This is a genomic window from Clavibacter davisi (genome assembly GCF_052751415.1).
Window position 1 is genome coordinate 921802 of record NZ_CP199882.1, and the last position, 15436, is coordinate 937237.

14 protein-coding genes and 1 tRNA gene are annotated in these 15436 nt (G+C 74.4%); 7 read left to right on the forward strand and 8 right to left on the reverse strand.

Annotated features, from left to right (window positions below):
• Positions 1 to 132: 132 nt before the first annotated feature.
• Positions 133 to 1632, forward strand: coding sequence for a GH1 family beta-glucosidase (locus ACU4ZT_RS04505; RefSeq protein ID WP_445338113.1), 1500 nt, complete (start codon positions 133 to 135; stop codon positions 1630 to 1632).
• A complete protein-coding gene (locus tag ACU4ZT_RS04510; RefSeq protein WP_270978994.1) occupies positions 1629 to 2195 on the forward strand; it encodes a GNAT family N-acetyltransferase in 567 nt (188 codons plus the stop codon). The genes ACU4ZT_RS04505 and ACU4ZT_RS04510 overlap by 4 nt, the downstream gene beginning before the upstream one ends.
• Before the next feature lie 41 nt (positions 2196 to 2236).
• Here the strand turns inward: ACU4ZT_RS04510 and ACU4ZT_RS04515 are convergent, their stop codons facing one another.
• The 3 genes from ACU4ZT_RS04515 to ACU4ZT_RS04525 all read right to left on the reverse strand — a co-directional run bounded on the left by ACU4ZT_RS04515 (position 2237) and on the right by ACU4ZT_RS04525 (position 4219).
• A complete protein-coding gene (locus ACU4ZT_RS04515) occupies positions 2237 to 2674 on the reverse strand; it encodes a MarR family winged helix-turn-helix transcriptional regulator (protein ID WP_063071994.1) in 438 nt (145 codons plus the stop codon).
• Between the two features lie 125 nt (positions 2675 to 2799).
• Positions 2800 to 3135, reverse strand: a complete 336-nt coding sequence (locus ACU4ZT_RS04520) for a hypothetical protein (protein WP_445338115.1) — start codon at positions 3133 to 3135, stop codon at positions 2800 to 2802.
• A gap of 127 nt (positions 3136 to 3262) precedes the next feature.
• Positions 3263 to 4219, reverse strand: coding sequence for a LysR family transcriptional regulator (locus ACU4ZT_RS04525; RefSeq protein WP_445338117.1), 957 nt, complete (start codon positions 4217 to 4219; stop codon positions 3263 to 3265).
• Positions 4220 to 4300: 81 nt separating this feature from the next.
• Here ACU4ZT_RS04525 and ACU4ZT_RS04530 point away from each other — a divergent pair, with 81 nt between their 5' ends.
• The 3 genes from ACU4ZT_RS04530 (at position 4301) to ACU4ZT_RS04540 (ending at position 7946) form a co-directional block, all read left to right on the forward strand.
• Complete coding sequence (locus tag ACU4ZT_RS04530; RefSeq protein WP_445338119.1) at positions 4301 to 5377, forward strand: aminotransferase class V-fold PLP-dependent enzyme; 1077 nt, start codon at positions 4301 to 4303, stop codon at positions 5375 to 5377.
• A gap of 193 nt (positions 5378 to 5570) precedes the next feature.
• Positions 5571 to 6806: a multidrug effflux MFS transporter gene (locus ACU4ZT_RS04535; RefSeq protein WP_063071997.1), complete on the forward strand. Its 1236-nt coding sequence runs from the start codon at positions 5571 to 5573 to the stop codon at positions 6804 to 6806.
• 39 nt (positions 6807 to 6845) lie between these two features.
• Positions 6846 to 7946 carry a heparan-alpha-glucosaminide N-acetyltransferase domain-containing protein gene (locus tag ACU4ZT_RS04540; RefSeq protein ID WP_270978998.1) on the forward strand — a complete coding sequence of 367 codons (1101 nt, stop codon included), beginning with the start codon at positions 6846 to 6848 and terminating at the stop codon, positions 7944 to 7946.
• Here the strand turns inward: ACU4ZT_RS04540 and ACU4ZT_RS04545 are convergent.
• The gene (locus ACU4ZT_RS04545) at positions 7943 to 8869 is read right to left on the reverse strand and encodes an aminoglycoside phosphotransferase family protein (protein WP_063071999.1); all 927 of its coding nucleotides are present in this window, start codon (positions 8867 to 8869) and stop codon (positions 7943 to 7945) included. The two genes, ACU4ZT_RS04540 and ACU4ZT_RS04545, sit on opposite strands and share 4 nt — an antisense overlap.
• Positions 8866 to 9516 (reverse strand): hypothetical protein, encoded by a 651-nt coding sequence (locus ACU4ZT_RS04550; RefSeq protein ID WP_063072000.1) that lies wholly within the window; start codon positions 9514 to 9516, stop codon positions 8866 to 8868. Before ACU4ZT_RS04550 ends, ACU4ZT_RS04545 begins: the two co-directional genes overlap by 4 nt.
• Before the next feature lie 751 nt (positions 9517 to 10267).
• Here ACU4ZT_RS04550 and ACU4ZT_RS04555 point away from each other — a divergent pair.
• Positions 10268 to 11131 (forward strand): hypothetical protein, encoded by an 864-nt coding sequence (locus tag ACU4ZT_RS04555; protein WP_270978999.1) that lies wholly within the window; start codon positions 10268 to 10270, stop codon positions 11129 to 11131.
• A 20-nt stretch (positions 11132 to 11151) separates the two neighbouring features.
• On the forward strand, positions 11152 to 11361 hold the full coding sequence (locus tag ACU4ZT_RS04560) for a hypothetical protein (protein WP_063072002.1): 210 nt from the start codon (positions 11152 to 11154) through the stop codon (positions 11359 to 11361).
• Between the two features lie 82 nt (positions 11362 to 11443).
• Here ACU4ZT_RS04560 and ACU4ZT_RS04565 read toward each other — a convergent pair.
• From ACU4ZT_RS04565 to ACU4ZT_RS04575, 3 genes are all read right to left on the reverse strand, one after another.
• Positions 11444 to 11531 (reverse strand) — tRNA-Ser (locus ACU4ZT_RS04565).
• Between the two features lie 46 nt (positions 11532 to 11577).
• On the reverse strand, positions 11578 to 14352 hold the full coding sequence (locus ACU4ZT_RS04570) for a helix-turn-helix transcriptional regulator (RefSeq protein WP_445338122.1): 2775 nt from the start codon (positions 14350 to 14352) through the stop codon (positions 11578 to 11580).
• Positions 14353 to 14749: 397 nt separating this feature from the next.
• A complete protein-coding gene (locus ACU4ZT_RS04575) occupies positions 14750 to 15403 on the reverse strand; it encodes an SDR family oxidoreductase (RefSeq protein ID WP_063072010.1) in 654 nt (217 codons plus the stop codon).
• Positions 15404 to 15436: the final 33 nt, after the last annotated feature.

Genomic DNA, 15436 nt, shown 5'->3' on the forward strand with positions numbered 1-15436 from the left:
AGCCGGGGGAGCGGCGCGGGCGGGTCGGGTGGACGCGCGGGAGGCGTCCCGGCAGGATGGCGGGAGGTCGTCGTCGACCGCGCGCACGCGCATCCGCCGGCCCCATCGCCCCGACGGAGAGGTCCGCAGCCCATGACCGACGCATCGCCCGCCGCGACCGGCACCCCGGCTCCCGACGACCGGGGCACCGGCCTCGACTTCCCGCCCGAGTTCCTGTTCGGATCCGCCACCGCCGCGTACCAGATCGAGGGCGCCGTCCGCGAGGGCGGCCGCGGCGACTCCATCTGGGACGTCTTCAGCCGCACGCCCGGCAAGGTGCTCGGCGGCGACACCGGCGACGTGGCCGACGACCACTACCACCGGCTCGAGTCCGACCTCGACCTGATGCAGGAGCTGGGCCTCGAGGCGTACCGGTTCTCGATCGCGTGGCCGCGCATCCAGCCCACCGGCCGCGGGCCGGCGAACCCGGAGGGGCTCGCGTTCTACGGGCGGCTCGTGGACGGGCTCGTCGCGCGCGGGATCACGCCCATCGCCACGCTCTACCACTGGGACCTCCCGCAGGCGCTCGAGGACGAGGGCGGCTGGACGAACCGCGAGACCGCGTACGCCTTCGCCGACTACGCCCGGATCATGGGCGAGGCGCTGGGCGACCGCATCGGCACCTGGACGACGCTCAACGAGCCGTGGTGCTCGGCGTACCTCGGCTACGCGGCCGGCGTCCACGCGCCGGGGCGCACCGACGCGGAGGCGTCGTTCCGGGCCGTGCACCACCTCAACCTCGCGCACGGGCTCGCGGTCGCGGCGCTGAAGGAGGTCGTGCCGGTCGACGCCCGGTTCTCCATCACGCTCAACCTGCACGTGATCCGCGGCGAGGGCGACACGGGCCCGGAGGCCGTGCGCCGGGTCGACGGCGTCGGCAACCGCGTCTTCCTCGACCCGCTGCTGAACGGGGTCTACCCGGCCGACGTGATGGCGGACACCGCGGCCATCACCGACTGGTCGTTCGTGCGGCCGGGCGACACGGAGCTGATCCGCCAGCCGCTCGACCTGCTGGGCGTCAACTACTACAACACCAGCCGGGTGCGGATGCGCGACGGCTCGTCCGCGGCGGGCGGCACCTCCATCCACGGCGACGTCGCCGCGTCGCCGTTCCCCGGCACCGACGACGTCGACTTCCTCGAGCAGCCCGGGCCGTACACGGCGATGGGCTGGAACATCGAGCCGCAGGGCCTCGAGGACCTGCTCGTGTCGCTGCACCAGGAGTTCCCGGACCTGCCGCTCATGGTCACGGAGAACGGGGCCGCGTTCGACGACGAGGTGACCGTGGGCGACGACGGCGTGCGCGCCGTGCACGACCCCGAGCGCATCGACTACCTCACGCGCCACTTCGCGGCCGCGCACCGCGCCATGGCCCGCGGCGTCGACCTCCGCGGATACCAGGTGTGGTCGCTCCTCGACAACTTCGAGTGGGCATTCGGGTACTCGAAGCGGTTCGGGATCGTGCACGTCGACTACGCCACGCAGGAGCGGACGCCCAAGGACAGCGCGCTCTGGTACGCGCGGATGATCGCCGACCGGCGCATCCCCGCTGCCGACGCGCGTCCGCAGCGGGACGTGCGACCGGCCCCGTGAGCGCGCCCCTGCCGGGCGCCGACGAGCGCGTGACGCTGGCCCCCGGGATCGTGATGCGGCCCGCGCGGATCGGCGACGCCGCTGCGCTCGCCGAGGCCTACCGGGAGAACCGCGAGCACCTCCGCCCCTTCGAACCCGCCCGCACGGACGCCTTCTTCACGGCCGCGGGCCAGCGCGCGCAGCTGGCGGGCCGGGTGGCGGAGCGGGCCGCTGGATCCGGCCTGCCGTACCTCGTCGTGGAGGGTGACCGCGTCATCGGCCGCTGCGACCTCTTCGCCGTGAAGCGCGGAGCCGCGCAGAGCGCGAGCCTGGGCTACTGGATCCACCGGGACCGGCAGGGCGCGGGCCTCGCGACCGCGGCGGCCGAGCAGGCCGTGCGCATCGCCCGGGCGGCGGGGCTGCACCGGGTGGAGGCGTCGACGCTCGTCGGCAACGTCGGCTCCGAGCACGTGCTGCGGCGCGCGGGCTTCGCCGCGATCGGGGTGGCGGCCGGGTACCTGCGGGTCGACGGCACCTGGAGCGACCACACGCTCTGGCAGCGGGTGGTCGACGGGGCGCGCTGACCGCTCCGGTAGCGCTCGCGCCGAGGCCGCCGCGCGGGCCTTCAGGCGTCGAGCAGCAGGTCCGTCATGCTGCGCAGGCGCGCCTGGGCGCTCGAGTCGGCGCCGCTGCGGTCGACCACCACGTCGTGCACGGTCGCGGCGACGCGCAGCAGGTCGGGCAGGATCTCGCGGCCCCGGTCGGTGAGCCCGATGAGGAGGCGGCGCTCGTCGGCCTGATCGCGCTGGCGGGTGATGTAGCCGAGCAGCTCCAGCCGCTTGAACAGCGGGGACAGGGTGCCCGGGGTGAGCTGCACGGCCTCGCTGAGGTCGCCCGCGCGGCGGGGGTCCTCCTCGTGGAGGGCGAGCATCACGAGGTACTGCGGATGCGTGAGGTGGTAGGGCTTGAGGAGCGGCCGATAGAGCGAGATCACCGCTCGGGACGCCGCTGCGAGCAGCAGGCCCATGTCGCGGTCGAGCAGCGCTCCATCGTGGTCCGTCATGTGTCCTCCTGGCCGCCCGCGGGAGCTCGTCCCCCGACGGCCTGATCCCCTCGGACGCTACTCGCGTCCTGGAGGAGCGACCCGGCGGGTCGGCGCACGCACAGCGCGCACGGAGGGTGACGTCATCAGGGGGCGCCGGGCGGCACCCAGCCCTGCGCGGTCTGGTGCTCGCGCACCGCGGCGACGGCCCGGTCGGCGTCGACCGGCACCGCATCCCAGAGGATGCCGGAGGGGTCGAGCCAGCCGAGCGCGACCATGGTGTCGGCCAGGTCCTCCACGTACATGGACACGAGCAGGCCGTGCCAGCGGATGGCGTCGCCGTGCAGGCTCCAGCCGAAGTACGCCGAGAGGTACCGGGCCTGCTCCGAGTGGCTGCGCTGCAGGTGACGGTTGGGCCGCTCCGTGGATCCGCCGGAGGCCTGGACCTCGTCCTGCATCTCGTCGCCCGGCTCGACCGGCATGCGCTCTCGTCCCTCATGTCGTGGTGCCGCCGGCGGGCGCCGGAGGCATACCCGACGAACACTACGGACACCCTCCGACATCGCGCCAGTGGCGGGGCTCGCGCGGCCGTGGTGGCAGCCGGCCGGATCAGGCTCGGCGGAGCTCCCAGTCGCCCACGCGGAGCCGGGCCAGCGCGTCGACGGCGGCGCGCACGGCCGTGGATCCGAGGCCGCCGGGCGCCGTGACCGCGTGCGTCGTGCGCTCGCCGACCCCCGAGATCCGCCGCCGCACGACGCCGCGGGGGAGCGGCGCGGTGGCGAGCGCGAGCGACGGCAGCAGCGCGACCCCGAGGCCCGCGTGCACCATGCCGACGGCGGCGGCCGCGTTGTCGGTCTCGAACGACGTCGCCGGCGCGAAGCCGCTGCGGGCGCACGCGCTCACGAGGTGGCGGCGGCAGCGGACGCAGCCGGCGATCCACCGGTCGTCGGCGAGGTCGCGGAGCGCGAGCGGCCCGCGGTGCCGCAGGGCGCGCGCCTCGGGCAGCACCGCCCACAGCGTCTCGCGCCAGAGCGGCCGCACGTCGAGCCCGTCGAGGGCGCCGGCCGCCGGGTCGTCGGGGTCGTCCGGGTAGGCGAAGGTCACGGCGACGTCGGCCTCGCGCGCCCGCACGGCCTGGACGGCCTCGGGCGGCTCGGCCTCGAGGTAGCCGAACGAGAGGCCGGGGTGCGCGGCGGCGAGCCCGCCGAGCAGCCGCGGCACGACCGTCGAGGAGGCGGAGGGGAAGGCGGCCACGCGCACGGTGCCGGCGCGGAGCCCCCGCAGGTCGTCGAGCTCGTCGGCGGCCCGCTCCATCGCGTGCACGACGGTCGCGGCGTGCCGGGCGAGGACGCGCCCCGCCTCGGTGAGCACGACGCCGCGGCCGGAGCGGGCCGTCACGGCCGTGCCGATGCGGGCCTCCAGCCGCCGGAGGGTCTGCGAGAGGGCGGGCTGGCTCACGCCGAGCGACGCGGCGGCGGCGGTCACGGTTCCGCGGACCGCGAGCGCGTGCACGGCCTGCAGCGAGGCCGAGTCGAGGTCGCGACCGGTGGGTGGGGCATCCGTCATGCGGGGAGCATAACCGGCGCTTATGCGTCTCATGCCGTCAGAGGGCTTGCTCGGCGGATGCGCGGTCGTCACGCTGGAGGCATGCCGACCGCCATCCCCGCCCCCGCCGCCATGCCGGACCTCGCGGACCACCGCGACCTGTTCGAGGCCGGCCCCGGCTACCTCTCCGCCTGCACCATGGGCCTGCCCACGCGGGAGACGGTCGCCCGCCTCCGCGACGACCTCACGCAGTGGTCGGCCGGCGGATCTACCGCGCACGGCTACGGCGGCGTCGTCGAGGGCGTGCGCGCGTCGTACGCGGGGCTCGTGGGCACGCCCGTCGGATCCGTCGCCATCGGCTCGCAGACCGCCGCCTTCGTGAGCGTGCTCGCGGCGGCCGTCCCCGCGGGCGCCGAGGTGCTGTGCGTCGCGGGCGACTTCAGCTCGCTCACCTACCCGTTCGTGGTGGCGGAGGCGCGCGGCGTCGTCCTCCGGCACGTGCCGCTCGAGGAGCTGGCCGGGGAGATCGGGCCGCGCACGCACCTCGTGGCCTTCTCGCTCGTGCAGTCCGCGGACGGCCGGGTCGCCGACGTCGCCGCGATCCGGGAGGCCGCGCGCATCCACGACGCCTTCACGCTGTGCGACACCACCCAGGCGGCCGGCGCGATGCCCGTCGACGCGAGCCTCTTCGACGCGACCGCCTGCCACGCCTACAAGTGGCTCTGCGCTCCCCGCGGCGCCGCGTTCCTCACGCTGTCCGACCGCTACCGCCGGACCCTCGTGCCCGTGCAGGCCAACTGGTACGCGGGCGCCGACGTGTGGGCGTCCTGCTACGGACCGGCCATGGCGCTCGCCGAGGACGCGCGCGCGTTCGACCTGTCGCCCGCGTTCGGCGCGTGGGTGGGCGCGGCGCCGGCGATCGCCCTCTTCGCGCGCCTCGACCTCGACGCCGTGCACCGCAGGAACGCCGAGCTCGGCGACCTCGTGAGCGCGGGCCTCGGCATCGAGCCGCGCGGGCAGGCGATCGTGACGTGGCCGGACGCGGACGGGACCGACCTCTCGCGGCTGGGCGCTGCGGGGATCGTCGCCTCCGGTCGTGCGGGCCGGGCGCGCATCGCGTTCCACCTCTGGAACGACGAGGACGACGTGGAGCGGGTGGTCCGGGCGCTGCGGCGCTGACGGGGACGGCGGGAGGCGGCCGGCGGGAGGCGGCCGGCGGGAGGCGGCCGGCGGGAGCGGCTGGCGGGAGCGGGAACGCAATTCTTCCGGCTGGGAATAAGCCGGGCGGGGGTCCGTTGGACCTCGAGGCGGTCCACGCCGCACGCCCCGTCCTCGGCGCCCCGCGCCCCCTCTCCTCCCGAAGGAACGCCCCGTGTCGTCTGCCGCCATCCACCCCGGCGACGCGCTCTCCCGCCGCGAGCGCATCGTCTACATCATCGTGCTGGGTGCCCTCGTCGGCCTCGGGCCCTTCACGATCGACCTCTACCTGCCGGCCTTCCCGGTGCTGAAGGACGAGTTCGGCGTCACCGACGCGGCGATCCAGCTCACCCTGACGGGCACGACCGTCGGCTTCGCGCTCGGCCAGCTCGTGGTCGGCCCCTGGAGCGACCGGGTCGGACGCCGCCTGCCGCTCATCGTCGCCTCGATCGGCCACATCCTCGCGTCGCTCGGCGCGGCGCTGTCCACCGACGTCTCGATGCTGCTCGTCTTCCGCGTGCTCCAGGGCGCGGGCGCCGCGGCGGGCGCGGTCGTGGCCATGGCCATGGTCCGCGACCTCTTCGGCGGGCGCCCGCTCGTCCGGATGCTGTCGCGCCTGGCGCTCGTGACGGGGCTCGCGCCCATCCTCGCGCCGGTCATCGGGTCGCAGCTGCTCCGCATCGTCGACTGGCGCGGCGTCTTCTACGCGCTCGCCGCCTACGGCATCGCCGTCGTGGTCGCCGTGGTGTTCCTCATCGTCGAGACGCTGCCGCGGGAGGACCTCGTGGTCGAGGAGAAGGGCGCGCTGCTCCGCCGCTACCGGAACGTGCTCAGGGACCGCGTGTTCGTGGGCGTCGCGATCATCGGCGGCATGCAGTTCGCCGGCCTCTTCTCCTACCTCTCCAGCTCGTCGTTCCTGTTCCAGGACGTGTACGGGTTCGACGCGCAGCAGTTCGGGATCCTCTTCGGCGTCAACTCGCTCGGCATCGTGATCGGCAACCAGGTGGCGGCGCGCATGACGAAGCGCGTGGGGCCGCAGTGGATCCTCGCGGGCGTGGTCGTCGTGCAGTTCGCGGCGTCGGCGGCCATCGTGCTGCTCGGCACCTTCACCGACGCGGGGCTCCTCGGGACGCTGATCCCGCTGTTCTTCTTCATCCTCGCCTGCGGCTTCGGCTTCCCGTGCGTGCAGGTGCTGGGGCTCGTCAACCACGGGCACGAGGCGGGCACGGCGGCGTCGCTGCTCGGCGCCGTGAACTTCGGCCTGGCGGGCGCGATCTCGCCCATCGTCGGCGTGCTCGGCATCACCTCGGGCGTGCCCATGGCGTCGGTGATGGGCGCGTGCGCGCTGGTCTCGATCCTCTCGATGTGGCTCATCGTGCAGCCGCGCACGGTGCCGGCGCTCACGAACTGAGGCCCGGGCGTCGGCGGGAGCGCTGGGTAGGGTGAGGCCATGAGCGCCGCCCGCGATCCGGCCCGCCTCCGCGGGGTCGACGCGGCGCGGGGTCTCGCCGTGCTCGGGATGATGGCGGCGCACGTCGCCCTGCCGCGCACGCTCGCGCTCGACGACCCGGCGTCGTGGCTGGCGATCGCGGACGGCCGCTCGTCCATCCTCTTCGCGACGCTCGCGGGCGTCTCCATCGCGCTCATGTCCGGACGCGACCGCCCCGTCGACGGGGCCGGCCTCGCGCGGGTGCGGCTGCGGATCCTCGTGCGCGCCGCGTGCCTCTTCCTGCTCGGCGGGCTGCTGGCCGCGCTGCAGACCTACGTCGCCGTGATCCTCGAGGTGTACGCGGTGCTCTTCGTCGCGCTGCTGCCGCTCCTGCGCTGGCGCGCGTCCCGGCTGCTCGCGCTCGCGGCGGGCGCCGCCGTCGTGCTGCCGGTGGCGACGACGGCCCTCGCCATCCACTTCGACGCCGCCCTCATGCGGCCGGACCCGTTCGTGATCCTGCTCGTCACCGGCCACTACCCGGCGCTCACGTGGGTGGCGTTCGCGATCGCGGGGCTCGGGATCGGCCGGCTGGCCCTCGGGTCGCCGCGCGTGCAGCTGCTGCTCGTCACGGTCGGCGCGGGCCTCGCGGTGCTGGCCTACGGCGGGTCGGCGCTCCTCGAGGCCGCGCTCCCCGCGCCGCCGCCGGGGTGGGAGTTCATCCTCTCGACGCTGCCGCACGAGGGGTCGCCGTTCGAGGTCGTGGGATCCGGCGGCGTCGCCGTCGCGGTCATCGGCCTGTGCCTGCGCGCCGCCGCCCTCCTGCCCGTCGTGCTCGTGCCCCTGGAGGCGGTGGGGCAGCTCGCGCTCACGGTGTACGCCGTGCACATCGTCGTCATCGACCTCGTGGCGCCGGAGGGCGACCTCATCGCGGACGACGGCGCCTACCTGGCGTTCGTCGTCGTGACGCTCGTGCTCTGCCTGCTGTGGACCCGGATCCTCGGCCGCGGGCCGCTCGAGCGCGCGCTCGGCGCGGTCGCCGGTCGGACCTCCGACGCGGTCGGGCGGACGACGCCCGGGGCGGACCGGGTCCCGTCGCCGGCCGAGCGCGACCCGGCCGCCTAGGAGCGCGCGGGCCGCAGCGCCCGGGCGGCCGCGCCCAGCCGGCCCAGCGCCGCGACGCGCTCGCGACGCGACGGATCGCCGACGTCCCACGCCGCCGACAGCGCGCACCAGGCCTCTGCCCACGCGAGCACGTCGTCGAGGTCGCGGCCCGTCTCCTCGGCGATGACGGCGGCCCGTCGGGCGAGCCGCCCCGGGCGCAGGGCGATCGCGAGCGTCGGATTGCAGAGGACGTTCGCGGTGTCGAAGCCGGGATCCCCGCGGAGGGCCTTCGGGTCGATGGCGCGCCAGGCGTCATCGGCCGCGTCGCCATCCGAGCCGTCCGCGCCGTCCGCGCCGTCGCCGTCGCCGTCGCCGAAGCGCAAGACGTTCCCGTGGTGCACGTCGCCGTGGAGCACCGCCTCCCCGGGCGATCCGCCGAGCAGCTCGCGCAGCACGTCGCGTCCCCGGTCGAACGCGCGGGGGAGCGGGCGCTCGGGCTCGAGCAGCTCGCGCGCCCACGTCGCGAGCGGCACCGCCTCCGCGCGCACCCCGTCGGGCACGGCCACGGAATGGAGGCGCCGGGCGGTGCGCACGAGGATCCGCGTGGCCCGCTCGTCGCGCGCCTCCGCGTCCGGCCCGACGGCCGACGCCTCGCGCACCAGCAGGCCGGGATCCTCGGCGCGCGACATGAGCACCGCACCCCCGTCGTCCGCCGCGTGAACGCGCACGGCCCCGCGTCCCGACCACGCCGCGAGGAGCCGGCTGCCGCGGCGCTCCTCGTCCACGAGGGGCACCTTGAGCATCAGGCGCGCGCCGTCGCGGCGGACGGGCGCGAGGACGCTGCTCGGCGTGACGACGACCGCGCCGTCCGGATCCAGCCGCCACCGCGCGCGGTACGGCGCGAGCGCGCTCTCCGCGGACGCGCGCTCCCCGGCGCCGGTCACAGCCGCAGGGCGACGGGCACGCCCGTCAGCGCCATGATCCCGACGACCGCGGCGACGACGCCGAGGCCGAGCAGCACGAGCGCCCCCGCGAGGGCGACGCGCGACCGCTCGTACCAGGGCAGGATCCCGCGCCGGGTCGCGCGCAGCTGCGCCATGGTCACCACCTTGGTCTGCTCGACGAGGGGCCGGTCGAGCTCGGCGGCCATCGCGTGCATCATGCAGAGGTCGTACACGCGCCCGTCCAGCCGGAGGAGGAGGCGCCCGTCCGCGTCGAGGGCGAAGAGCCGCGGCTGCGTGTCGAGGGTCAGGCCCTGGTAGACGTGCACCACCACGACCTCGTGCACGTCGCGCCCGCGCACGCTCGTGCGTCGTCCGAGGAATCGCGCCTCGACGTCGCCCGACGCGGGGTCGATGCGCAGGTAGGAGGACCGGTAGAGGATCGCGAGCACCGACGCGACCAGCGCCACGGCGCCCATCCCGATGAGCACGGCCGCGGCGTTGCCCGACCGGATGGCGAGCACGAGGAGCGCGGCGCCGAGCGGCACCACCAGCGCGAGGGTCGCGGAGCCGAGCTGCCGGAGCAGGTCGCGACGCGGTCGGATGAGCGTGAGGGTGCGCTCGCCCTCGTCCGTCCCGCGGTGCTGCACGTCGCCTCCGGTCCTGGTCCGACGCCGTCCCCGCGTCCGCCCGCCCCGTGCCCGGCCGCGCGGCGGGCGGGCGACCGCGGATGCGCGGACGGGGCGTCCCGTCAAGCCTAGGCGCGCGCGCCTGCGCCGGGCATCGGCCCTATGGGGGACACGGGCGGCCTGCTGGGGTGCACGCGGCGGCTGCGGCGTGTGGCGCGGCGCGGGCGCGATCCGGGAGCGGCGCCCACGCCGACGGCTGGGGAGCGCGAGTGACCCGCTCATCCGCGACGAGAGAGACTGCGAGAGGACGGAAGACGGGTGGCGCATGGCGGGGGACGAGATGAGGCGTGACACCCGGATCTTCCGGACGGGAGTGGTGGTGCTCGTGCTCCTCCTCCCGTTCGTCGTGTTCCTGCCGCTGTCTTCCTCGACCGGCGACGCCGCGGCGTTCTCCTTCCTGCCGATGGTGCTGGTCGCGTCATGGTTCGCCTGGTTCGCGACGCAGGCGCCGCGCACGGCGCACAAAGGAGAGGCGCACGTGGCTTTGCCAACCGGCTCCTACGTCGTGCGGGGTGGCGGAGAACAACGGGTGTCAGCCCCGAGATCTCTCACCCATGCGCTCCGGATGGCCACGAGTGCGATACGCCCATCATCAGTGCCAGCTCTTCGCAAGTCCCCCCAAAGTGTGACATGCGGGAGCTAACTTTGTGAAAAATCGTCGGCCAGCGGCGGCGGCGGCCATCGCTCGAGTTCTCGTGGAGGATTTATGCGCTTGTCTAAATGGAATGGGCCCAAGGCGGCTCTCGCGATCGTCGCGGCGATCGCGATGTTCAGCGCGGGGAGTGTTCCTGCACATGCGGAAGAAAGGTTCGACGCATTCTCCGTGGTTGACGGGCGCGGAGTCCTCGGTCACGCTGACGAGCAATTTCATGGCGTGGGCGTCCAACGCCAGGCAGGTACTGTGGCCGCGAGCGCAGAACCGGTCGCGATAGTGCCCAAGATGAACGGCCTCAGTGCGCCCTCTGTGATGGATGGCGATACGAAGGCATTCGATGCAGACGACTTTGGAGTGGTCGTCGGAGCGAACACGCGAGGAACGGCGGCAGCCTTCATCGCTATAGGCGACGCGGCCGCACCCCAGGATTTTGCTTTTCAGATCGGTGGGCGAGGCGATCGGCTCATAATCCAGCCCGACGGAGGAGTGGCCGTCACGGACGCATCCGGTCGTTTCCTGAACTTCCTGGAGGCACCCTGGGCTCGAGACGCCTCCGGAAGGTCCCTTAAGACCTCCTACTCGATCTCGGGCAACGTGCTCATCCAGCATGTCGAGACAGGTGACGCGATGTTCCCGGTGGTCGCGGACCCGTCAACCGGTTGCGGTATCGGGTACTGCTCCATCTACTTCAACCACAGCGAGACTCATGACCTTGCGACGGCGGGAATCATCGCTCTCGGTGGTGCAACGGGCGCTTGCGGTCTCGCGGGGCCCGAGGCTATCGCTGCATGTGGTATCGCCGCAGCGGCCATCGGCGCGACTGCTGTGTACGCTGACAATCACAACCAGTGCGTCGGATTTCTATTCTCGAACTTCGGTACGTTCAATCCGTTCGTTTACGACGGTGAACAGTGCAATTGACCTGAAAGGTGGATGAGGTAATGGCCGATGACAAGATGACGCGCGATACCTGGATTTTCCGAATCGGGCTCGCGGTGCTGGTGATCCTGCCGGTCGCCGTGTTCATCCCGCTCGCCACCGCGAGCGGCGACGCTCCGGTGATCTTCTTCGTGCAGGTCGTGCTGGCCGCGTCGTGGGTGGCCTGGTTCGCGCGACGCAGGCGTCGGGCGCGGGGGGACGGCCAGCGGTAGCTGGCCGAGCGAGGACCTCGAGGAGGCTCCCGTACGACGAGAGCCCCGCCGGACCGCTGGTCCGTCGGGGCTCTCGTGTGTCTGGCGGAGGATAGGGGATTCGAACCCCTGAGGGCTTTCACCCAACACGCTTTCCAAGCGTGCGCCATAGGCCACTAGGCGAATCCTCCAGGACGCGTGCCGCAGGCGTCAGGAACGTCGCGGCACCCGTCGATACTACCTGCCCGCGAGCAGGGTCGATGCACCCGGGGTGTCGAGCAGCCCGGCGAGCGCCCGACGCGAGGGCGCGCCGAGCTTCGCGCGCGCCTGGTAGAGGTGCGACTCGACCGTGCGCACCGACAGGAACAGGCGTCCCGCGATCTCCCGGTTGCTGAGGCCCTGCGCCGCGAGCACCCCGATCTCCAGCTCCCGCCGAGTGAGCATGCTCACGTCGAGCACGGGCGCGACGGCCGTCGCGGACGCCGCGGGGGAGCCCCGGTCGATGCGCGACTGGATCCGGCCGAGCGCCGCGCGCGCGTGGGAGAGGGCGGGCACGTCGTCGGCGAGCATCCGCACGAGGTCCTCGCACGCCGCCCGCGCCTGCACCGCGAGGCCGGCCGCCTCGAGCGTGCGCATGCCCTGCTCGAGCAGCTCCGGGTCGCCCGTGCGGGATCCCTCGACGACCTCGGCCATGCCGTGCAGGGCGGGCACGTCGGTGCGGTCGCGGACGCGGCGCGCGCCCTCGACCAGGCGCGGATCCTCGGATCCGAGCGCCCAGGCCCGGAAGAGCATGCCCGCTCGGAGCGCGTGCGCCTCGCCGCTGAGGTCGCCGACGTCGAGGAGCAGCGTCGCCGCCTCGTCCGACCGGCCGCGGGCGGCGAGGATCTCCACGCGCACGCCCTCCGCGAGCATGCGCTGGTACGGGTAGCGCGGATCCGCCCGGTGCGCGATGTCCGTGGCGATGCGCTCGGCCTCGTCGGCGCGGCCGCGGAGCGCCAGCACGCGGGCGCGCTGCATGCCGATCCAGAGCCGCCACGTGCCGATGTCCGGGCCGATGAGGCGGTCGTCGGCGAGCGTCAGCTCCGCCTCGGCGCGGTCGAGCCGGCCGAGGTCGAGGGCCACGCCGCCCGTGATCGCGCCGAGGACGGGGATGAACCACTGCGCGTCCTGCGCGATGGCCGACTCGACCCACGTGTCGAGCTCGCGCTCGAGGTCGGGCAGGTCGAGGCGGCAGAGCCGGCGGCTGAACGCGCTCGCCGAGAGCAGCTCCAGTCGGGCCTCCTCGAGCAGGATGTCGTCGTACGTGCCGCGCCGGTCCTCCCGGTCGGACAGGAGGGCGAGGCCGGCGTCGATGGCCTCCCCGAGATCGGCGCCGCGTCCGAGGTGCCCGAGCGCGAGGACCACGGTGCGGTGCGCCCGGAGGCGGACGAGCGTGCTCGTGGCGCGCTCCGCCGCCGCGCGGGCCTGCGCGAGCGCGCCCTCCCAGTCCATGAGGCCGAGCGCCATCGCGGCGGCGATGGCGTCGGCCTCGGCGCGGACGTCGGCGTCGGCGTCGGGATCCGCGTGGGCGGCCTCGAGGATGGAGCGCATCCGGTCGGTGCCCGGCAGCACCGCGTGCGTGGCGACGATGCGCACGTGCAGCAGCTCGACTCCCTCGCGCGCGGTCAGCCCCGCGGTGCCCACGGCGTCGAGAACCTCGACGGCGCGCACAGGGTTCCCGAGGACGGTGAGGGCGCGCGAGGTCTCGCAGGCGGCGTAGGCGGCGGATCCGCCGTCGGCCGCGATCGCCGCGAAGGCCAGCGCGTCGTGGGTCATGCCCACGTCGTTGGCCAGGCGCGCGGCGACGAGGTGCACGGCCGCGAGCGTGGCGGCGCCGAAGCGGTCGACCGCGGCGGCCCGGTCCTCCTCGGAGAGCGTGCGCGCGATGAGCAGGCTCTCCTTGGGGCTGAGCGGCACGCCGTGCGCGGCCTCCTGGAGGAGGGACCGCACGACGCGGCGCGTGAGGCCGTCGACCGCACCGGGGTCGGTGCGGGCGAGCGCCGCCTCCGCCTCCAGCAGGTCGGCGCGGAGGATCATGTCGCCCTGCGCCTGCACGCGGGCGAGGCCGCGCGCGCCGAGGACGCGGAGGACGGTCTCGCCGAACAGCCGCGCGGCGCGCTGGTAGGGCACGCCGTCGAGGCGCGCCAGGAGCACGAGCGTCGCGCGCTCGTCGTCGCCGAGCGGGGCCACCCTCGAGGAGACGAGCTCGAGGATCCGCGCCCGGGGCGCGTTCGCGCTCGGGAACGCGTAGCCGCTCACGGAGCGCGCGCTGGCGCCCGTCTCCAGAGCCTCGAACGTCAGCTCGCGCACGAGGAACGGGCGGCCGCCGCTGCGGCGCTGGATCTGCACGCGCGTCGCCTGGTCGAGCGCGACGGAGCCGGCGAGGGAGTCGATCATCGCGTCGACCTCCGCCGCATCGAGGGGCGCGAGGTCGAGCCGCTCGGCGTATCCGGTGCGCCACAGGCCGAGGATCTCGTGCGCGGCCTGCGCCGTGCGGACGAGCGGATCGGTGCCGTCGGCGGATCCGCGGAGGTGGCGCGCGTCGCTGCCGGTGTCGTCGATCGTGACGAGCAGCGTGCAGCGCTCCGAGGCGCGCGCCTCCACCAGCGCCTGGCGCATCTCCGGGGAGAGGAGGTGGGCGTCGTCGAGCACGACCACGGGACGCGCGGCGGGCAGCGGCCGCGGCGCCCGGAGGCCGGGGAGCTGCTCGATGACCCGGCGCAGGACGTCGGCGAGGTCGGGTGTGGAGGCGTGGGCCCGGATCACCGTGAGGCCGTTGCGGGTGAGGGCGTCGGCGACCCGGCCGGCGACGTGGCTGCGGCCGGACCCGACCGCGCCCGTGACGATGGCGCTGGTGCCGGCGGCGAGCCAGCGCTCCAGCGTCTCCAGGTCGCGCGCGCGGCCTCCCTTCCCGGGCGTCGTCGTCGCCGGGCGGGCGCCCGACCTGCCGTAGCTGTGCGTCATCTGCTTCATGTGACCCCCGTCGCGGAAAGCGTGGCCCGCGCTGCATCCCCCGAGGCGGAGCGGGCCGTGTGACCCCCATCTTGCGCCGTTCTCGGCGGTCGGACCAGGGACACCGGCCCTTACTGATGGATCGGACCGCGGAAATAAGTAGTCCGCACTGTGGGGGACCCGGTCCGGCGTGCCTAACGTGTTCCACATGTCCGGGCATGGGGATGCTCCGGACGGTGCGCCACGGCGCACCATGCGCGCGATCAGCGGGAGGACGACGGCTTCGGGTGCCGTCGACCCGTGGCGTCGCGTGCGGCACGACCCGGGTGCCTCAGCAAGCCCGGAAGCGGATGACGGCCCCCTCCGGGGAGGAGGGGGCCGTCATCCGGATGGGCGCCGGGCGCCCGTGCGGGTCGCGCTAGTAGCGGAGGCCCGCGATGGCCTCGGCGACGGGCTCCTCGCCCGAGATCGCCTCGAACTGGACGCGGACGCCCGTGCCGTCGATGAGCGCGGTCGCGACGATCTCGGCGACGTCCGCGCGGGGGATCGAGCCGCGCCCCGTGGACGTTCCGACCTGCACGCGGCCGGTGCCGGCGTCGTCGGTGAGGCCGCCGGGGCGGACGATGGTCCAGTCGATGTCGCGCGCCCGGAGGTCGGCGTCGGCCTCGGACTTCGCGCGCTGGTAGATCTCGTAGGTGTCGTCGCTGTCGGGGTCGAAGCCGTCGACGGCCATGGCCGAGATCATGACGTAGCGGGTGACGCCCGCGCGCTCGGCGGCGTCGGCGAGCAGGATCGCGCCGTCGCGGTCGATGGTGAGCTTGCGCTCGGGGCCGGAGTCGGGGCCGCCGCCGGCCGCGAAGACCACGGCGTCGGCGCCCCGGAGCGCCTCGGCGACCTGGTCGACGTCGCTCTTCTCGAGGTCGAGCACGAGCGCCTCGGCGCCCGCGTCGGCGAGGTCGGACGCGTGATCCGGGTTGCGGACGATGCCGACGGGCTGGTGGCCCGCATCGGCGAGGCGTCGTTCGAGCAGTCGGGCGATCTGGCCGTGTCCTCCGGCGATGACTATGCGCATGCGCTCCACGCTACGCGCGGATCGTGACCGGCT